Origin of the sequence: Ornithinimicrobium cavernae (assembly GCF_003121625.1) — a bacterium.
GTDB lineage: Bacteria > Actinomycetota > Actinomycetes > Actinomycetales > Dermatophilaceae > Ornithinicoccus > Ornithinicoccus cavernae.
The window spans coordinates 133,270-152,517 of the sequence record NZ_QDDJ01000013.1 but is presented as its reverse complement, the minus strand read 5'-3'; the positions used below and the strand labels follow the sequence as shown (position 1 = coordinate 152,517).

General features: G+C 71.7%; 13 protein-coding genes. 8 read left to right on the top strand and 5 right to left on the bottom strand.

The features are described 5' to 3' along the window. Window positions 1-30 precede the first annotated feature (30 nt). The gene (locus DA085_RS15540) at window positions 31-5,604 is read left to right on the top strand and encodes an ATP-binding protein (protein ID WP_109473889.1); all 5,574 of its coding nucleotides are present in this window, start codon (window positions 31-33) and stop codon (window positions 5,602-5,604) included. Window positions 5,605-5,639: 35 nt separating this feature from the next. Beyond that, window positions 5,640-6,599 (top strand): hypothetical protein, encoded by a 960-nt coding sequence (locus tag DA085_RS15535; protein ID WP_109473888.1) that lies wholly within the window; start codon window positions 5,640-5,642, stop codon window positions 6,597-6,599. 90 nt (window positions 6,600-6,689) lie between these two features. On the opposite strand, the gene DA085_RS15530 is transcribed toward DA085_RS15535, so the two are convergent. Beyond that, window positions 6,690-7,670 (bottom strand): TerC family protein, encoded by a 981-nt coding sequence (locus DA085_RS15530; protein ID WP_109473908.1) that lies wholly within the window; start codon window positions 7,668-7,670, stop codon window positions 6,690-6,692. A gap of 296 nt (window positions 7,671-7,966) precedes the next feature. Here DA085_RS15530 and hrpB point away from each other — a divergent pair, with 296 nt between their 5' ends. Beyond that, window positions 7,967-10,597: an ATP-dependent helicase HrpB gene (gene hrpB / locus DA085_RS15525; RefSeq protein ID WP_237565558.1), complete on the top strand. Its 2,631-nt coding sequence runs from the start codon at window positions 7,967-7,969 to the stop codon at window positions 10,595-10,597. 69 nt (window positions 10,598-10,666) lie between these two features. Here hrpB and DA085_RS15520 read toward each other — a convergent pair whose 3' ends face one another. Further along, window positions 10,667-11,215 (bottom strand): P-loop nucleotide/nucleoside kinase family protein, encoded by a 549-nt coding sequence (locus DA085_RS15520; protein WP_237565557.1) that lies wholly within the window; start codon window positions 11,213-11,215, stop codon window positions 10,667-10,669. After that, window positions 11,212-11,901 carry a peptide-methionine (S)-S-oxide reductase MsrA gene (gene msrA / locus DA085_RS15515; RefSeq protein ID WP_109473886.1) on the bottom strand — a complete coding sequence of 230 codons (690 nt, stop codon included), beginning with the start codon at window positions 11,899-11,901 and terminating at the stop codon, window positions 11,212-11,214. Before msrA ends, DA085_RS15520 begins: the two co-directional genes overlap by 4 nt. 104 nt (window positions 11,902-12,005) lie before the next feature. On the opposite strand from msrA, the gene DA085_RS15510 reads away from it, so the two are divergent. Together DA085_RS15510 and DA085_RS15505 are read left to right on the top strand one after the other, a co-directional pair. Beyond that, window positions 12,006-12,353: a hypothetical protein gene (locus DA085_RS15510; protein WP_154402224.1), complete on the top strand. Its 348-nt coding sequence runs from the start codon at window positions 12,006-12,008 to the stop codon at window positions 12,351-12,353. After that, a complete protein-coding gene (locus DA085_RS15505) occupies window positions 12,335-13,792 on the top strand; it encodes a glutamate mutase L (RefSeq protein ID WP_237565556.1) in 1,458 nt (485 codons plus the stop codon). The genes DA085_RS15510 and DA085_RS15505 overlap by 19 nt, the downstream gene beginning before the upstream one ends. On the opposite strand, the gene DA085_RS15500 is transcribed toward DA085_RS15505, so the two are convergent. After that, window positions 13,769-14,827 (bottom strand): LacI family DNA-binding transcriptional regulator, encoded by a 1,059-nt coding sequence (locus DA085_RS15500; RefSeq protein WP_109473884.1) that lies wholly within the window; start codon window positions 14,825-14,827, stop codon window positions 13,769-13,771. The genes DA085_RS15505 and DA085_RS15500 overlap by 24 nt on opposite strands. 106 nt (window positions 14,828-14,933) lie before the next feature. On the opposite strand from DA085_RS15500, the gene DA085_RS15495 reads away from it, so the two are divergent. From DA085_RS15495 to DA085_RS15485, 3 genes are read left to right on the top strand one after another with little or no spacing between them, the layout of a single operon-like run. Beyond that, window positions 14,934-16,160 (top strand): Nramp family divalent metal transporter, encoded by a 1,227-nt coding sequence (locus DA085_RS15495; protein ID WP_109473883.1) that lies wholly within the window; start codon window positions 14,934-14,936, stop codon window positions 16,158-16,160. Window positions 16,161-16,165: 5 nt separating this feature from the next. Beyond that, window positions 16,166-17,197 carry an NAD-dependent epimerase/dehydratase family protein gene (locus tag DA085_RS15490; protein ID WP_109473882.1) on the top strand — a complete coding sequence of 344 codons (1,032 nt, stop codon included), beginning with the start codon at window positions 16,166-16,168 and terminating at the stop codon, window positions 17,195-17,197. Continuing rightward, window positions 17,197-18,279 (top strand): dihydrodipicolinate synthase family protein, encoded by a 1,083-nt coding sequence (locus DA085_RS15485; RefSeq protein WP_109473881.1) that lies wholly within the window; start codon window positions 17,197-17,199, stop codon window positions 18,277-18,279. The genes DA085_RS15490 and DA085_RS15485 overlap by 1 nt, the downstream gene beginning before the upstream one ends. On the opposite strand, the gene DA085_RS15480 is transcribed toward DA085_RS15485, so the two are convergent. Beyond that, a complete protein-coding gene (locus DA085_RS15480; RefSeq protein WP_109473880.1) occupies window positions 18,276-19,211 on the bottom strand; it encodes a LysR family transcriptional regulator in 936 nt (311 codons plus the stop codon). The two genes, DA085_RS15485 and DA085_RS15480, sit on opposite strands and share 4 nt — an antisense overlap. Window positions 19,212-19,248: the final 37 nt, after the last annotated feature.

Here is a 19,248-nt window from a genome sequence, read left to right as displayed (position 1 = left end):
GGCCCCGCACCCGACCGAGTTGGAGACGGATTGTTCTCTCGTATTGCCATCGTCAACCGTGGTGAGGCCGCGGTCCGGCTCATCCACGCAGTGCGGGACCACAACGCCGCCGGGGGACCGCGGCTGCAGACGATCGCGTTGTACACCGACGCCGAGCGCACTGCCATGTTCGTCCGCGAGGCCGACATCGCCCACCCGATCGGCCCGGCCTCGGCCCGCCCCTACCTCGACCTGGCGGTGCTGGAGCGCGCCCTGGTCGACACCCGCGCGGACGCGGTGTGGGTGGGCTGGGGGTTCGTGGCCGAGGACCCCGCGTTCGTCGACCTGTGCGACCGGTTGGGCGTCACCTTCATCGGCCCCGGTGCCGACGCGATGCGCAAGCTCGGCGACAAGATCGGCTCCAAGCTGATCGCCGAGGAGGTCGGTGTCCCGGTCGCGCCGTGGAGCCGCGGGGGCCTGGACACGCTGGAGGAGGCCCTGGCCTCCGCGGACCGGATCGGTTACCCGCTCATGCTCAAGGCGAGCGCCGGCGGCGGCGGGCGGGGGATCCGCAAGGTGGCTGACGCCACGGAGCTGCGCGATGTCTACCAGCGCACCCGCGACGAGGCGCAGCGCGCCTTCGGCAGCGGCGTGGTGTTCCTGGAGAGCCTGGTCACCGGGGCGCGGCACGTGGAGGTGCAGGTCATCGCGGACGCCCACGGCACCGCGTGGGCCGTCGGTGTGCGTGACTGCTCGGTGCAGCGCCGCAACCAGAAGATCATCGAGGAGTCGGCCTCGCCGCTGCTGACCACCGAGCAGGCGGACGAGCTCAAGAGCGCCGCCGAGCGGCTGGTGCTCGCCGTGGGCTACCAGGGTGCTGGCACCGTCGAGTTCCTCTATCAGCAGGAGAGCCGGCAGTTCGCCTTCCTGGAGGTCAACACGCGCCTGCAGGTGGAGCACCCGATCACCGAGTCCACGACCGGGCTCGACCTGGTCCAGGCGCAGCTGCACGTCGCGGCCGGTGGACGGCTGGAGGGGGAGCGGCCGGTCGAGCGGGGCCACGCCGTCGAGGCCCGGCTCAACGCCGAGGACCCGGACCGGGACTTCGCGCCCGCGCCCGGGCGGATCACGCTGCTCGAGCTGCCCACCGGGCCGGGCATCCGCGTCGACACCGGCGTCGGTGAGGGAGACAGCATCCCCGCGGACTTCGACTCGATGATCGCCAAGATCATCGCGCACGGCCGCACGCGGCAGGAGGCGCTGGCGAGGCTGCGCCGGGCCGTGGCCGAGACCACCGTCGTGATCGAGGGTGGCGCGACCAACAAGAGCTTCGTGCTGCAGCTGCTCCGCGAGCCGGAGGTCGTCGGTCCGGATGCCAGGGGTCTGGGGGCGGAGCCCTCAGCGGGGGAGTCCGGGGGCGGAGCCCCTGGATGGGCTGACACCGGCTGGATCGACCGGGTCCGTGCGGATGGCCGCCTGGTCAGCCACGAGCACTCTGGGGTGGCCCTGGTCCAGGCGGGCATCGACGCCTACCTCGACGAGCTGCAGGTCGAGATCACGCGCCTGATGGAGACCGCGCGCGGTGGCCGCCCGCAGGTGCAGCACCAGGTCGGACGACCGGTCGACCTCAAGCTGCGCGGCGTGACCTACCAGGTCACCGCGGTGCAGACCGGACCCCACCGGTTCCGGGTCACCATCGTCGGAGCCGGCCAGGAGCAGACGGTCGACGCCGACGTCGAGCGGCTCGGCACCTTCCACGGCCGCCTGACGATCAACGGCCGGCGGCACCGCATCGTCAGCGCGATCCACGGCCCGACCCACCTGGTGGAGGTCGACGAGGTCATCCACCGGGTCAGCCGTGACGAGGGCGGCGTCGTGCGGGCCCCCTCGCCCGCGCTCGTGGTGGCCACGCCCGTCGCCGTCGGTGACGAGGTCGCTGCCGGGGCGCAGGTGCTGGTGCTCGAGGCGATGAAGATGGAGACGGTCGTCCACGCGCCGTTCGCTGCCCGCGTCCGGGAGCTCATGGTCCGCACCGGCAGCCAGGTGGAGACCGGCGCCCCGCTGGTCCGCCTCGAGCCCACGGGTGAGGAGGAGCCCGAGGTAGGGGCGGCCACGACCGCCGAGGGGCCCGACCTCGACCTGCCCTGTGAGCCGGTGGCGCCCTCACTGCGGGACCGGGCGGACGGCATACGGGCTGCCCTGGTGTCCCGGGTGCTCGGCTATGACGTGCCGCCGGGGGAGGACCGCGACCTGCTGGCCACCTATCTGGAGGTGCGCAGCGAGCTGCGTGAGCAGGGGATCGACCTGCTCGAGGGCGAGATGGAGCTGCTGGCGACCTTCGCCGACCTGGCGGAGCTCAGCCGCAACCGGCCCAGCGAGGCCGAGGAGCGCACCGAGCTGCGGGTGCACAGCCCCCGGGAGCACTTCCACACCTACCTGCAGAGCCTCGACCTGGAGCGCGGGGCGCTCCCCGAGACCTTCAGCGCACGGCTGCGGCAGGTCCTGTCCCACTACGAGATCACCGAGCTCGAGCGCACCGAGGCGCTCGAGGACGCGGTGTTCCGCGTCTTCCTGGCCCAGCAGCGCACCGCCAGGGACCTGCAGGTCGTGACCGCACTGCTGCAGGCGTGGCTGGCCGAGCCGCCGCCCCCCAACGGGTTGGCGACGGAGGCGCGCGCGGTCCTCGAACGGCTGGTCCGCGCGACACAGCTGCGGCACCCCGTCATCGGCGACATGGCCCGCAGCATCCGGTTCCGCTGGTTCGACCAGCAGATGGTCGACGCGGTGCGCACCGAGGCGCTCGCGGGCCTCGACGAGGAGGTCGCTGCGCTCGCGGCGACCGAGGACGCCCCGCACCGCGCCGCCCGCATCGAGGCGATCGCTGCCATCCCCGTGCAGATTGCCGGGATCCTCTCCGACCGGCTCGAGCAGGGCGTGCCCCGCTTGGAGCCGTTGCTCGAGGTGCTCGTGCGCCGGCACTACCGGGAGTTCGACCTGCACGACGTGCAGCGCCGCACCGCCGCCGGCCGCGAGCTGGTGCTGGCCGACTATGTGCTCGACGAGCGGCCGACCCGCCTGATCACCACCGTCGGCACCCTCGACGAGCTGCGTGACCCCGGCTCGCCGCTCGTCGCGGCGCTCACCGAGCAGGTCACCGCCGGGCACGAGGTCGGCGAGGTCGTCATGGACCTCTACCTGCACTGGCCCGGTATGCCGGAGGCTCCCGACAGTGCGAGCGCGCAGCTGGCGGGGGTGCTGGCCGGGCTCGACTTCGCGTCGGACTGCCGTCGCGTCGCGGTCGGGGGCTGCCCGGGAGGCGGCCGCGAGGTCGAGTACCTCACGTTCCGTCCGGACGGGACGGGCGGCACCCGCGAGGACATCCTGGTGCGCGGCGTCCACCCCATGGTCGGCCGCCGGCTGGACCTGTGGCGGCTCCGGGAGTTCGACATCACCCGCATCGACGCACCGGACGACGTGCTGCTCTACGAGTGCGTGGCCCCGTCCAACCCCGCCGACCGACGACTGGTGGCGCTCGCCCAGATCCGCCAGCTGTCCGTCATCCGCGACGAGCACGGTGCCGTCGTGAGCATCCCCCAGGGGGAGCGGGCGGTCGAGAGCTGCCTGGAGGCGATCCGCCGGGCCCGCACCGCGCGCGGCGCCGAAGGGGTCCAGCTCGACACCAACCACGTGTGGGTGCAGGTGTGGCCGGTGATCGAGGCCGCCCCGGAGGAACTCGCCGCGCTGCAGCACAAGATCACTCCGCTGACCGAGCGGGCCGGGCTGGAGGAGGTCGTCGCCCAGGGGCGGGTGGCCCGTCCCGACGGCCCACCGGTCCCCATCGCCATCCGGTTCCACGCCAAGTCGGGTGCCGGGGTGGTGGCCTCCTTCGAGGCACCGCCGACCGAGCCGCTGCAGCCGCTGGACGACTACGCCGGCAAGGTGCTGCGTGCGCGCCGTCGCGGGCTGGTCTACCCCTACGAGCTGGCCGACGCGCTCACGGGACCGACGGGCAGCCTGGTCGAGCACGACCTGGACGGGCACGGCACGCTCGTGCCGGTCGACCGTCCGCACGGGCTCAACCGGTCGGCGATCGTCGCCGCCGTCGTGAGCACGCCCACGGACCTGCACCCCGAGGGCATCACGCGGGTCGTGCTGTGCGGTGACCCGACCAAGGCGCTGGGCGCGCTGTCCGAGCCCGAGTGCGCCCGCGTGATCGCGGCCATCGACCTCGCGGAGGAGCTGGGGGTGCCGCTGGAGTGGTACGCCCTGTCCGCCGGTGCCCGGGTCTCCATGGACTCCGGCACCGAGAACATGGACTGGGTGGCCGCCGCCCTCAAGCGGATCGTGGAGTTCACCCAGGCCGGTGGCGAGATCAACATCGTCGTCGCCGGGATCAACGTCGGCGCCCAGCCCTACTGGAACGCCGAGGCGACGATGCTCATGCACACCAAGGGCATCCTGGTGATGACGCCGGACAGCGCGATGGTGCTCACCGGCAAGCAGTCGCTGGACTTCTCCGGTGGCGTCTCGGCCGAGGACAACTTCGGCATCGGCGGTTATGACCGCGTGATGGGGCCGAACGGGCAGGCGCAGTACTGGGCCCACGACCTGGCCGGGGCGGTCGACGTGCTCATGGCGCACTACGAGCACACCTACCGCGCGCCGGGGGAGGCCGGGCCGCGCCGCATGCCCACGACCGACCCCGCGGAGCGGGACGTCACGGCCTACCCGCACCAGCACCCGGCGGCGCCGGACTTCACCACCGTGGGCGACATCTTCTCCGCGGAGAAGAACCCTGACCGCAAGAAGCCGTTCGACATCCGCACGGTGATGGCGGCGCTGGTGGACCAGGACCTGCCCACCCTGGAGCGGTGGGCCGGGATGGCGGACGCGGACACCGCGGTCGTCCAGGACGCCCACGTCGGTGGACACCCGGTGTGCCTGCTAGGCATCGAGTCGCGGCCGGTGCCGCGGCACGGGTTCCCGCCGACGGACGGTCCGGACACCTACACGGCCGGCACGCTGTTCCCGCGCTCGTCCAAGAAGGCGGCGCGCGCGATCAACGCGGCCAGCGGCAACCGGCCCCTGGTGGTGCTTGCCAACCTGTCCGGGTTCGACGGCTCACCGGACTCGATGCGTCACCTGCAGCTGGAGTACGGCGCCGAGATCGGCCGTGCGATCGTCAACTTCGACGGCCCGATCGTCTTCTGCGTGATCTCCCGCTACCACGGCGGCGCGTTCGTGGTCTTCTCCAAGCGGCTCAACCCCCGTATGACGGTGCTCGCCATCGAGGGCTCGTTCGCCTCGGTCCTGGGCGGGGCGCCGGCGGCGGCGGTCGTCTTCGCCGGCGAGGTGGAGAAGCGGGCGGCGGCCAGCCCCGAGGTCCGGGAGCTCCAGGAGCGGATCGACGCCGCCCCGCAGGACGAGCGGGCTGCGCTGATGGTCGAGCTGACCGAGGTCCGCGCCGGCCTGCGTTCGGACAAGATCAGCGAGATCGCCGCCGAGTTCGACAGCGTGCACAGCATCCACCGGGCCGTGCAGGTCGGTTCGGTCGATGCCGTCATCGCGGCCGCCGACCTGCGGCCCGCCGTGATCCGCGCGATCGAGGGCCGCCCCGCATCCTGACGCCTTTCGTCCGCAATGGCCCCTACCGTGGCGACATGGCGCGGGATCAGGTGACGAGCTGGTTGTTGGCCGGTGACCCGGCGATCCGGTGGCAGGTGCTGCGGGACCTGACCGGTGCCTCGGCGCAGGAGGTGGCCGCGGAGCGTGCCCTGGTGGCAGGCACCGGCTGGGGGAGGCGTCTGCTCGACCTGCAGGCGGACGGTCAGTGGGCCGGCGGCGCCTGCTTCCCGAGCCGGGACTGGCGGCCGCCGGGGCAGGCCGTCGGTGACCCCGAGGGGCAGCCGTGGACCGCCACCCTGCCGACCCTGCGGCTGCTGCGCGAGTGCGGCGTCGACCCCGCCGACCCGACGGTGCGGGCGGCGGTGGAGGGGGTCCGGGACCACTGCCACTGGGAGTACGCAGGTGAGCCCTTCTTCGACGGAGAGGTCGAGCCGTGCATCAACGGGGGCACGGTGGCGCTCGGTGCCTACTTCGGGCAGGACGTCGAGGGCGTCGTCAGCCGGTTGCTGACCGAGCAGCTCCCGGACGGTGGCTGGAACTGCGAGGCGGAGAACGGCTCGGTCCGGTCCTCCTTCCACACCACCCTCTGTGTCCTGGAGGGGCTGCTGGAGTACGAGCGTGCGGGTGGTGTCCAACCGGCCGCTCCCGCGCGAGAGCGAGGAGAGGAGTACCTGCTCAGCCGGGGACTGTACCGCCGGGCGAGCACGGGCGCTGTGGTCGATCCCGACTGGCTGAGGTTCTCCTTCCCGCCGCAGTGGCACTACGACGTGCTGCGCGGGCTCGACTACTTCCGAGCGGTGGGCGGCACACCGGACCCACGCCTGGCCGACGCGGCGGACCGCGTGCGGGACCGGCGACAGCCGGACGGCACCTGGCTACAGGAGAACACCCATCCCGGCCTCGTCCACTTCGAGCTGGAGGACGGTGACGGCGCCCCGAGCCGGTGGAACACGCTGCGCGCGCTGCGCGCGTTGCGTTGGCACGACGCCACCTGACCTGAGCGCTGGGGCGCCGGTCGCTCTGGCGCCGGTCGCTCTGGCGCCGGTCGCTCTGGCGCCGGTCGGTGCGGGGACCGAGCGGGGTGCTCAGCGGGAGACCGGGACCGCGGCACGCCTCGCGACGAGCGAGGTGACCGTGGCGACGACCATCGAGAGCACGATGACGACCAGGGAGAGCCAGGTCGGCACGGTCGGCACCCAGAGGAGGGGCTCCCCGCCGTTGAGGAACGGCAGCTCGTTGTGGTGGAGGGCGTGCAGGGTGAGCTTGACGCCGATGAACGCCAGCAGGAACGCGATGCCGTAGTGCAGGTAGACGAGGCGATCGAGCAGGCCGCCGAGCATGAAGTAGAGCTGACGCAGCCCCATGAGAGCGAAGATGTTGCACGCGAACACCAGGAACGGGTCCTGCGTCACCGAGAAGATGGCGGGGATGGAGTCGACGGCGAACAGCAGGTCGGTGGTGCCGAGCGCGATGAGCACGAGCAGCATCGGCGTGAAGGCGCGCATCCCGCTCTCCTGCACCCGGACCCGGCCACCGTGCCAGTCGTCGGTGAGGTTCACCCGCCGACGGAGCAGGCGCACCAGGGCATTGTCCTGCAGACCCTCGTCCTCGTCGGGCCCGAAGGCCTGTCGCCACGCCGCATAGATCAGCCACGCCGCGAAGAGATAGAAGATCCAGGACAGGTTCTCGATGAGCTGCACACCGAGCAGGATGAAGATACCGCGCAGCACGATCGCGATGATGATGCCCGCCATCAGCACCCGCTGCTGCAGCACGCGGGGCACGCCGAAGCGCGCGATCAGGATGACGAAGACGAACAGGTTGTCGATCGAGAGGGAGTACTCCAGCAACCAACCGGTCAGGAAGTCCCCGCTGTGCCTGCCTCCCGCCACGAAGAACAGGATGCCGGCAAAGACCAGGGCGAGGGAGACGTAGAACGCCACCCAGAGCGAGGACTCGCGCATCGAGGGCACGTGCGGGCGGCGGACGACGAGCAGCAGGTCCAGGGCGAGGATGAGCAGGAGGATCGAGAGCGAGGCGATCTCAAAGATCTGGTAGGCAGTCACGAAGGAGCTTTCCGGTGGAGGGACGTCGGGCACGAACGTCTCTCCCACGCACCGTGTGTACGCCGCCGCGACCGGGAGCCGTGGCTCCGTAGTGACGATCGCGGTGTGTCGGGATACTCCCTCTCGCTGCCCCGAGGATACCCGAGCCGACGCCGCGGACCCGAACGCACATCCGCCGGGCGGCCCCGCATGCCGTGCTGTCGGGGGGCCCCGCACGCCGTGCCGCCGGGCGGCCCCGCACGCCGTGCTGTCGGGTGGGTGCGGGGCGGCCCTGGCACACTGTGACCGATGGGCTGGTGGAGTGGGTGAGTGCCGACCTGCGCCGGATCGGTGAGGGGCTGCCGTTCGCTGCGTCGCTCACCGACCTGCGGGAGGCGGTCCGGGAGCGGGGCGCCGCCGTCGTCCAGGCGCCGCCGGGGACCGGCAAGACGACGCTCGCACCGCCGGCTCTCGCGGACCTGGTGACGGGCCGGGTCGTCGTGGTCCAGCCGAGGCGGGTCGCCGCCCGCGCGGCGGCACGGCGCCTGGCCACGGTCACCGGCACCCGGCTCGGAGGGTTCGCCGGGTTCACGGTGCGCGGCGAACGGGCCGTGGCCGCGTCGACGCGTGTCGAGTTCTGCACGCCGGGGGTCCTGCTGCGCCGGCTGCTGTCCGACCCGGACCTGCCCGGCACCGACGCGGTCGTGCTCGACGAGGTCCACGAGCGGTCCCTGGAGACCGACCTCCTCGTGGGGATGCTCGCCGAGGTCCGCAGCCTGCGCGAGGACCTCGTGCTGGTGGCGATGTCGGCGACCCTGGACGCCCCGCGCTTTGCCGCGCTGCTCGGCGACGCGGAGCTGGGCAGCGTGCCCGTCATCGCCTGTCCCTCGGCCCTGCACCCGCTCGAGCTGAGGTGGGTTCCGCCGCCGGGCCCGCGCACCGACGCCAGGGGAGTGGCAGACGTCTTCCTCGACCACGTGGCCGGCGTCGCCGCCGACGCGTTCGCAGCTGGGACAACCACCCTCGGGCTGACCACGCCCCCCGACGCCCTCGTCTTCCTCCCCGGTGTCCGCGAGGTCGACCGCGTCGCCCGACGGTTGCGCCACCTCGTGCCGACGGCCGAGGTCCTGGAGCTCCACGGGCGGCTCGACCCGCGGTCGCAGGACCGGGTGACCGGCGGTCCCGGCCCGGGTGACCCTCCGCGCATCGTCGTGTCGACCGCCCTGGCCGAGTCGTCCCTGACCGTGCCCGGCGTCCGCGTCGTGGTCGATGCGGGCCTGGCGCGAGTGCCTCGCCGTGACGCCGCCCGCGACATGTCCGGTCTGGTGACGGTGGCGACGTCCCGGGACGCCGCGATCCAGCGTGCCGGCCGGGCGGCCCGTCAGGGACCCGGGCTCGCGGTCCGTTGCTACGACGAGACGACCTTTGCCGCGATGCCTGCCCACGTCACGCCGGAGATCGCGGTGGCCGACCTGGTCGGAGCCGCGCTGACCCTGGCCTGCTGGGGCGCGCCCCGCGGCGAGGGTCTCGCCCTGCCCGACCCGCCCCCGCCCGCCGCGGTCCGCGACGCCGAGAGTGTGCTGCGCCGTCTCGGTGCCGTCGACGGGGAGGGACGTGCCACCGACCTGGGTCGCCGCCTCGCCGGGGTGCCCGCCGACCCACGCCTGGCCCGGGCGCTGCTCGACGGGGCTGAGCTGGTCGGCAGCCGCACCGCAGCCGAGGTGGTGGCCGCGCTGGCCGACGACCACCGGCCCGAGGGCGCCGACCTGGGCGCACTCCTGCGCGCCCTGCGACGCGGCACGGCACCGGGAGCGAGCCGCTGGAAGGACGAGGTGCGGCGCCTGCGCGACCTGGCCGAACGGCATACGAACAGGTCCGGGACAGACCGTGCTGCTCCGGGGTCTCCCGCCGGGACCGGGTCCGGGTCACCCGAGACCAGGTCCGGGACACGGGTCGGCCTCAGCACATCCGCCGCCGGTGCCACGGGACTGGTCGTCGCCCTTGCACACCCGGACCGGGTCGCGCGCCGCGTGGGCGAGGTCTATCTCCTCGCCTCGGGCACCCGGGCCGCGCTCCCGCCGGGCAGCCTGCACGGTCACGAGTGGCTCGCCGTCGCCGAGGTCGCCCGGGCGCAGGGGCGGGTGGCTGCCGGGACCGGTGCGGTGATCCGTGCCGCTGCGCCGCTCGACCCGGAGGTCGCGGAGCTCGCCGCGGCAGCACTGCTCACCGACCGCACCTCGGCGACCTTCCGCGACCACCGGGTGACCGCCCGGCGGGTCCGGGCCCTCGGCGCGATCGAGCTCTCGTCAGTCGCAGTCCCTCCCGGCCCGGAGGACGCCCGCCGGGCGGTGGAGTCGGCGCTCGCGACCCACGGGTTGGGGATCTTCACCTGGTCGCCGGCAGCGGCGGGACTGCGCCGGCGCCTGGCTCTGCTGCACCGCCTCCACGGGGCACCGTGGCCGGACGTCTCGGACACCGCCCTCGTCGCGCGGTGGCCGGACTGGCTGGGCCCCGAGGTCGACGCGCTCGCCGGCGGTGGGCGCGCGGACCGGATCGACCTGCACGACCCGCTGCGCAGGCTGCTGCCCTGGCCCGAGGCGGGCCGGCTGGGCGAGCTCGCACCGGAGCGACTGGGGGTCCCGAGCGGACGTGACGTGCGCATCGACTACCCGGAGGTGGGCGATGCCGACGGCCGGCCCGTGGTGGCGGTGAAGCTGCAGGAGTGCTTCGGCTGGGCGGAGACACCGCAGGTGGCCGGGGTGCCGGTCCTCTTCCACCTGCTCTCACCGGCCGGGCGGCCGCTCGCGGTCACCGACGACCTCGCCTCGTTCTGGTCGGGCCCCTACGCGCAGGTCAGGGCTGAGATGCGGGGACGCTATCCCCGGCACCCCTGGCCGGAGGACCCGTGGACGGCACCAGCCACCGCCCGCGCCCGGAGCCGACGCTGAGACGGCCAGCACCGGTGGCACACTCGGGGCCCGGGTGACCGGACCCGGTGCATCACGGGGGCCCTGGTCTCACTTGTCGATCGTCAGCGTGTGGTCGTCACCGTGCAGCACCGTGAGTGGCCCCTCCGCGGGCACCGGCACCTCGAAGTGGTCGAAGTAGGCGGCGGCCACGTCCTCGGACAGCCTGAAGTCGTCGGCGTGGTCGACCCCGCGGGCCCGCACCCGGCTCAGGCACGTGCCCCGGTCGGTCGCGAGGTAGATCGTCTCCGGCTCGACACCGAGCGGGCGCAGCAGTGCGCGGTAGTCCTCGCGCATCGCCCGCGACCAGAAGGAGAAGTCCAGGACGACGTCAGTGCCCTGCGCCACGAGGTCCGTGAGCCGCCGCCGCAGGTGGGCCTCGATGTCCTGACGGGTCCGGTCCGGCAACGGCATCGTCCGGATCCCGCGGGACCACGCCTCCTCATCGAAGGACAGCCGCACCAGGCCCTCCCGCTCGAGCCGGCGCGCGACCGTCGACTTGCCTGAGCCGGCGGGCCCGCACATGAAGATGACACGACCGGGGTGGGCCGGTGCCGTGCTGCCCGACCCCACCTCCGCCGACTCCCCGCCGAGGCTCACTCCCGGCCGAGCACCGACTCCTGGCTGGGCAGCTGGTCCTGGCGCACGAGCCCCACCGGGCAGGTCAGGCCGTTCGGGCCGTGGTTGCAGTAGCCCATCGGGTTCTTGTGCAGGTACTGCTGGTGGAACCCCTCGGCGTAGTAGAACGGGCCGACCTCCGAGGCCGGCGCGAGCTCGGTCGAGATGTCGCCGTAGCCGTTGTCCGTGAGCACCTGCTGGAACGCGTCGTGGGTGGCCAGCGAGGCCTGCTCCTGCTCCTGGCTGGTCCAGTAGATCGCCGAGCGGTACTGCGTGCCGCGGTCGTTGCCCTGCCGGTCCTGGGTCGTGGGGTCGTGGTTCTCCCAGAACGCCTTGAGCAGGGTCTCCGGGTCGGTCTGCGAGCGGTCGTAGGCCACCAGCACCGCCTCGGCGTGCCCGGTGCGGCCGGAGCAGACCTCCTCATAGGTCGGGTTCGGCGTGACTCCGCCCATGTAGCCCGCGGCGGTCGTGAGCACGCCCGGCAGCTGCCAGAAGATGCGCTCGGCACCCCAGAAACAGCCCATCGCGACATAGAGGATCTCGGCGTGCTCACCCCACGGACCGTGCAGCGGCGTGCCCAGGACCTCGTGCGTCACCGGGACGTCGGGGAGCGCCTCGGGGCGACCGGGCAGCGGCGGACCAGGGATCTCGGGACGGGAGGTGCGCATGCCCCCAGTATGCGCCGAGCGCGACTCGCGAACACCCTCGGCCACCGGGCCCGGACGGTGGTCGAGGTGCGCGTGCCGGTGGGTCCCGGCGTGATGGACCCCGTATGCCGGACACTCCCGTCGCGGTGGCGGCGCACCTGTGCCTGTGGCAGGTTTCCCCCATGGACGTTGCGCTGCGGTTCGGGCTGCCGGTGCTGTTGATCCTCCTCGGTGCGGGACTGTTCCTCTGGGGCCGCCGCGAGCGGGACCGGGTCCGGTCCGAGATCGGCACGAGGGGTGGCTTCGGTGGCCCTCCGGGCACGCTGGACATCGGCACCGAGATCGGGTTCGGGGTCGAGGGCCCGGGCCCCGACCCCGCGGCCGCGCGCCCCAAGATCCTGGGTGGCCTGGTCCTGATGGCCGTCGGTGCCGCGCTCCTTGTCATCATGGCCGTGTGGCAACTGCTGGACTGACCCTGCTCTGCGTCGACGTCGGCTCGACCTTCACCAAGGCTGCGCTGCTCGGCCCCGACGGTGAGCTCCGCGCCAGAGCCGCGACGCCCACGACCCTGGACCGGGACGTGCTCACCGGGGTGCGCACGCTCGCCGAGGGCTTCGAGGCGGCCGGGCACGACGTGCCGGACCTGACGGAGCGGGAGCGGGTCCTGCTCTGTTCCAGCGCGGGTGGCGGGCTGCGCCTGGCGGTCGTCGGCTACGAGCGACAGGTCACCGCCGAGGCCGGGCACCGGGTCGGCCTGAGCGCCGGCGCCAAGGTGGTGCACGTCGCCGCGGGTGCCCTGCGCACCGCCGACGTCGCGGCCCTGCGCGCCGACCGCCCCGACATCGTCCTGCTGGTGGGCGGCACCGACGGCGGCAACGCCGAGGTGCTCCTGCACAATGCGCGGCGCCTGGCGAGCTCGCGCGTGGGCGCGCCCATCGTGGTGGCCGGCAACCGGGAGGCCCGGGAGGCGGTCGTGGCCGAGCTGGAGCGGACCGGCCGGGCCTTCGTGCTCGCCGACAACGTGCTGCCCCGCATCGGGGTGGTGGAGCCGGCCTCGGCGCGCTTCGCGATCCGTGAGGTGTTCCTCGAGCACGTCATCGGTGGCAAGCGACTCTCGAAGGGTCCCCTGTTCGGCTCCCTGGTCCGGGCCGCCACCCCGGACGCCGTGCTCACCGGGGTCGAGACGCTCGCCGACGCCAGCGGCAGCGACGTCATGGTGGTCGATGTCGGCGGTGCCACGACCGACGTCTACTCGGTCATCACACCGGAGGGCGAGGACGCGAGCCTGCGCAAGGAGGTGGTGGCTCCGCTCTGGCACGCGCGCACGGTCGAGGGCGACCTGGGCATGCGGTGGAACGCGCCGGGGATCCTCGAGGCGGCCGAGGTGGAGGCGCTCCCGCCGCAGCAGCGGGCGGCGCTCACCGAGTGGGTGCTCCGGGTGCACGAGCGACCGGCGTCCCTGCCCGGTGAGGGCGACCCCGCGCGGGCCGCGGCCGAGCAGCAGCTGGACCTGGAGCTGGCCCGGCTGGCCGCGACGACCGCCGCCCGGCGACACGGGCGACCGGCGCACCCGGGAGGTGCCCCGCGGCCACTGCACAATGTGGGACACCTGCTCGGGTCCGGAGGCGTGCTGCGGCACGCGCAAGAGGGCGGCGCGGACGCGGTGCTCCGCGCGGTCCTGGCCGACCACGGCGGCGGGTGGCGCCCACCGGAGGATGCCCGCCCGGCGGTCGACACGGCATACCTGGTCTTCGCTGCCGGTCTGCTGGCCGCCGACCACCCCGAGGTCGCCCGCCGCGTGGCCGGGCAGATTCTTGACGAGTCCGTGGACGCCATAGGTGTCGACGAAGAAGGCCGGTCGGTCACACTCCGGGTGGCCACTGGCGCATCAATCGGCCTCGCCGAAGGGTGAGGTCGACTCCCGCACGGCGAGGTGGACTGCCATCTCAACCGTCCGGGGCTCCACCGAGGCGTCAGCCAGACCAAGACGCACCGCCGCCCGTCCCATCTCCCTGAGGGGTAGGTGCACGGTCGTCAAGGCGGGGTGGGCATCGACCGCGCCCGCAATGTCGTTGCACCCGACCACCGACACGTCTTCCGGCACCGACAGGCCACGGACGCGGAGCGCGGCCATCGCGCCGATTGCCATCTGGTCGGCAGTGCCGAATACTGCATTGAGACCGCAGCGGCTCCGACCTGAACCTGCACCCCATGTGTGAGAAAGGGCCTGGTCGAGCAGCACACCCAAGGCTTGAGCGCCCCCATCGCGAGTTGCAGCCGGCACATCGACCGCCAGCACCTCCCCACCAGCCGCAGTCACGACCGAGGTCAACCCCGCCAGCCGGTCAGTCGTTGATGTGACCCGGCGGTCCCCGACGAGGGCACCCACCCTACGTCGACCGAGTCGGACGAGGTGCTCGCCCACCAGTCGGCCGACCAGGACATTGTCAACGAGTATCTGGTCAGCCTCGCCGAGCGGGTGACGCCCGATGGTGACCATCCGGTTGCCGTTGGCTCGCAATGCCGCGGCCCGGACCCTGACCCCCTCTGCGTAGGCGGGCACGTCCAGCCCGCTGCCAGCCACGATGAGCGCCCGACAACGCTGGGCCTGAAGGAGGCGGAAGTAGGAAAGCTCGGTCTCCGGGTCACGATGGGTGGCACAGATTGTCACCGGGTAGCCCTGCAGGGTGGCTGCTTCCTCGACTCCCTCGGCCATCGCGTTGAAGTACGGATCGGAGAGCGATCCGAGCACCAGGCCGATCGTCCGCGTACTCCCGACGTGGAGCGCCTGAGCGGAGGCATTGGGCACATAGTCGAGGCGGCGTGCCACGCCCTCGACCTTCTCGCGGAGGTCGAGGGCCACTGGGTAGTCGCTGCCGGAGAGGACCCGTGACGCGGTCGAGAGCGAGACGCCAGCCTCGGCCGCAACTTGTCTCAGGGTCACCACGAGGTCAGCCTAACGCGCCGTAAGAAAACGTTTCGCCTCAGGTCTTGACAGAGGTGGAGAAAGGCGATTAGCGTCCCGTCCCGACTACTGAGAGAAGGTTTTCTGAATGGCGACACAGACCTCAGCGACCACGAGCGCTGTCAGGCCGAGCGGCGTGCTCGGAGCCCTCGGGCCCACAGTGATCACCGCCGCCCTCATGTTCGGTCCGGGCTCCATCACGCTGGCCAGCACCGCAGGCGCGCTCTACGGCTACCAGCTCCTCTGGGTGCCAGTCGTCGCCACGATCCTGATGATCGTGTTCTGTGACCTGGCAGTTCGGATCGGCCTCGGGGCCGCGATGGGGGCTGACGAGGTGCTCCGACATCGCTTTGGCGCACCCCTGGCTGTACTGGCCGCACTGAGCGCCGCTCTCGTTTGCTCCTCGTTCCAGGCGGGCAACAGCATCGGGACTGGGATCGCTGCCGGCATCGCGGTGCCCGGTGACATCCGCATCTATGCGGGCATCTTCACGGCACTGGGTATCGGAATGGTGTGGCTGCCCCGCTTCTACACCGCTCTTGAGCGGCTGATGACCTGGATCGTGGGTGTCATGCTCGTCGTCTTCATCATCACCATGGTCGCCGCCACTCCCGACCTGGGCGGCATCCTCGGTGGGCTCGTGCCCAGCGTGCCCAGTGCAGGCGTCGCGATCGTCGTCGGCATCACGGCCACGACGTTCTCCGTGGTCGGTGCGCTTTTCCAGATCCAGCTGGTTCGGGAGAAAGGCTGGACAGCCGAGGACTACCCGACCGCCCGGCTCGGCGTCGTCGCCGGCATCACGATCCTCGGGCTGCTGTCGGTGATCGTCATGATCACCGCTGCAGCGGTCCTCCACCCCGTCGGCCACGTGGTCCAGTCGCCTGCGGACCTGGCCGAGATGATGCGCCCCGTCGCGGGCACGTGGGCGGCTGTGCTTTTCGCGGTAGGACTGTGGGGAGCAGCGTTCAGTTCTCTGGTCGGCAACGCCACCATCGGCGGCGGCATGCTATCGGCCGTGTTCGGATGGGGGCAGGAGGTCAACGCCACCCGGGTTAAGTCCTGCATCACCGTAGTCATGGCGGTGGGCGGAGTGGTCGCGATGATCTTCGGCTCGGTGCCGCTGGAGCTCATCACCACTGCGCAGGCGGTCACCATCTTCGGAGTGCCTCTCATCGGCGTCCTGCTCGTTATCCTGGGTCGGAGCTCGGTGATCCGTCAGTTTCGGGTTGGTACGACGCAGTGGGTGCTCTCAATCATCGGGGTCGTTTTCCTGCTCTACCTCGCCAGCACCTATGTCCAGAAGTTGCTCGCGTGAGTGCCATGAACGCGGAATCCCCGACGGACGACCGGGCGCTCGAGGATCTGCTCAGCAGGCCGCGGGACCGCGTCGGTGCCTCTTTGGCGGAGTTGGACGGTCCCCTGGTCGTGCTGGGGGCCGGTGGCAAGATGGGGCCGACATTAGCCCTGATGGCGCGGCGTGCGCTCGTCGAGGCTGGAAGTCGTTCCGAGGTCATCGCGGTTTCCCGGTTCAGTGATGCGGCGGTGCGCAAGGCACTGGAGTCCCAGGGCGTCTGCACGGTGGCTGCTGACCTCACTGACCCCGGTCACGTGGCCGACCTTCCCGATGCTGGCGGTGTGGTCTTCATGCTTGGCATGAAGTTCGGCAGCACGGGCCAGGAGCCCGAGACATGGTGGTCCAATGCCGCCGTCCCGGCATTCGTGGCTTCCCGGTATCGGGGTGTGCCGACTGTCGTCTACTCGACGGGCAACGTCTATCCAATGGTGCCCCTCCACCGCGGGGGCAGCCGCGAGGGTGATCGGCTTGCCCCTGTAGGAGAGTACGCCCAGTCCTGCCTTGCGAGGGAACGCCTGTTCATGCGCGCCGCCCAGGACTGGGAGACACCGACCGTCATCTTTCGACTGAACTATGCCTGTGAACTCCGCTACGGCATCCTGGTCGACTTAGCGCTCCAGATCAGCCGCGGCGAACCGGTCGACATCACCATGCCGGCGGTGAACTTGGTGTGGCAGCGGGATGCGGTCGCCTGGTCCCTCGCGGCCTTCGACATGGCGGATGTGCCCGCCAGGGTGCTCAACGCCACTGGGCCGGAGCAGGTGCCGGTGTCGCGCCTGGCAACCTGGTTGGGAGAAGACCTCAACCTCGACATCAAGACCACAGGCACTCCAGCTGCCGATGGTCTGCTGTCGGATGCCTCCCTGTGCGTGGAACGCTACGGCTATCCCTCTGTCCCCCCGCGCCAACTCGCCCGGTGGGTTGCCGAGTGGGTCCGCTCGGGTGGAAGTCAACTCGACAAACCGACGAAGTTTCAGCAGCGGGAAGGACGGTTCTGATGACCGACTCGGCGCCGTCACCGACTTCTCACCATGGGTCAGGACCGATCTCCTACGACCTGTTCCCAGAGGGAACCGTCATCCCGGCCCACCCTCTGGCTGTCACCTCGGCCGGCAACCTCGATGAGGAGGGCCAGAACGCGCTGACGGACTACTACCTGAGATCTGGTGTGACCGGCCTCGCGGTGGGTGTCCACACCACCCAGTTCGCGCTGCACGAGGATCAGACCCTGCTGAGGCACGTATGGCAGATGGCGGCCGAGCCGAGCAGGAACGCCGGGGTCACACTCGTCGCCGGGGTTATGGGCGACACGGCTCAGGCCGTGTCGGAGGCTCAGGTCGCACGTTCACTCGGTTACGAGGCCGTGCTCCTGGCGGGGGTGGGTGCGGATCAGGACGAGTCGCGCCTGCTCGAGCGGGCCATCCACGTCGGCAAGGTGCTCCCTGTGGTGGGCTTCTATCTGCAGGAAGCCGTCGGTGGCCGGTACCTTTCGCCAGCCTTCTGGGGGCGATTCTTCGACATCGAGTCCGTCGTCGGCATCAAGACTGCCCCCTTCGACCGCTACCGTACGCACGAGGCCGCACAGGCGCTCCTGGAATCAGACCGGTGGGCGCAGATCGCGCTCCTGACGGGCAACGACGACACGATCGTTCCTGACCTGGTCACGCCCGTCCGGCGCGAGGTCAGCGGGACGACGCGTGAGGCGTGGTTCCGGGGAGGTCTGCTGGGGCAGTGGGCGGTCGGCACCCGGGCCGCTGCGCAGTTGGTCGCAGCGATCATCCGCACCCGCCGCGTCGGCGTCGCTGCCGAAGTGCTCGCTGCTCACTCAGCCCTGGTCGAGGTCAATGCTGCACTCTTTGATGTGCGGAACAACTTTGCGGGTTGTGTCGCCGGCGTCAACGAATGTCTGCGCCAGCAGGGGCTCATTGGAACCGCGCGGTCGCTCGGTGACCTCGAGATCCTTTCCGAGGGGCAGGCGGAGTTGATCCGCGATGTTCGTCAGCGGTTCCCCGATCTGCTCGACGAGCCCTCGGGCCAGGCCGCGGGACAAGCTGCCGGCTGGGTGGCTACGGCAGGCTAGCCGTAGCTAGGAGCCGCCGGGCCCCCGGCCGTTGTGCGCCGGGCAGCCTCCCCGAGCGCGGTGAGCGCGGTGGCGATGAGAGGCTGCCGCCGGCTGCCGCGGCGGATGCTGCTGCGGATGTGCCGCGCCGGCGTCGGGTCCCCACGCAGCGGCACGCGGGTGATCCGGTAGCCACCCGGCAGCCGCGCCAGACGCGGGACCAGCGACACGCCCAGTCCCGCGTCGACCAGCGCGGCACCGGTCTCCCACTCGGCGGCCTCGTGCGCGACGAAGGGGGAGAAACCGGCCGTCGCACAGGCGGTCTGGGTGAGCTGGTGGAAGGTGCTGCCCGGACGGTCCAGGATCCAGGACTCGTCGGCCGCCTCCCGCAGCAGGACCGACGACCTGGCCGCCAGCGGGTGGTCCGCCGGCACGAGCAGGTCGAGCGGGTCGTCCAGCACGCTCTCCTGCTCGAAGCGCGGATCGGTGGTCGATGGCAGACCCGGGACCGCGATCACGACCGCGAGGTCGGCCTGCTCGGCGAGCAGCAGGTCGAAGCACTCGGCGGGGTCGGCCTCGATGATCCGCGCGGTGCTCTGCGGGTGGACGAGGCGGACCCGCGCCGCCACCGACGGGAGGAGGGCGGCCGCGGCGGTGGAGAACCCGCACAGGCGCACGGCCCCGGAGGCCTCCGGGTCGGCCTCGGCCACCTCGGCGTGGATCTCCTCCCACCGGGCGTAGAGCTCGTCGGAGCGCTCCAGCAGGATCCGGGCCGCCGCGGTCAGTCGGACACCGCGCCCGTCCGGCTCCAGCAGGGTCACCCCGAGGTCGCGAGCCAGCCCGCGCAGCTGGTGCGAGACGGCCGAGGGTGTGTAGCTCAGGTCCCGCGCTGCTGCTGTCACCGTGCCCCGGGTGGCCACGACGCGGAGCACGTGGAGCCGCGAATCGATCATGCAAGATGATTGCACGATCTCGTGCGATTACCTTTGA

Coding starts and splice junctions, on each gene's coding strand:
- DA085_RS15510 (WP_154402224.1), top strand. CDS start 12,006: ATGCCGGACACTCCCGTCGCGGTGGCGGCGCACCTGTGCCTGTGGCAG.
- DA085_RS15495 (WP_109473883.1), top strand. CDS start 14,934: ATGGCGACACAGACCTCAGCGACCACGAGCGCTGTCAGGCCGAGCGGC.
- DA085_RS15485 (WP_109473881.1), top strand. CDS start 17,197: ATGACCGACTCGGCGCCGTCACCGACTTCTCACCATGGGTCAGGACCG.
- DA085_RS15480 (WP_109473880.1), bottom strand. CDS start 19,211: ATGATCGATTCGCGGCTCCACGTGCTCCGCGTCGTGGCCACCCGGGGC.
- DA085_RS15490 (WP_109473882.1), top strand. CDS start 16,166: ATGAACGCGGAATCCCCGACGGACGACCGGGCGCTCGAGGATCTGCTC.
- msrA (WP_109473886.1), bottom strand. CDS start 11,901: ATGCGCACCTCCCGTCCCGAGATCCCTGGTCCGCCGCTGCCCGGTCGC.
- DA085_RS15535 (WP_109473888.1), top strand. CDS start 5,640: ATGGCGCGGGATCAGGTGACGAGCTGGTTGTTGGCCGGTGACCCGGCG.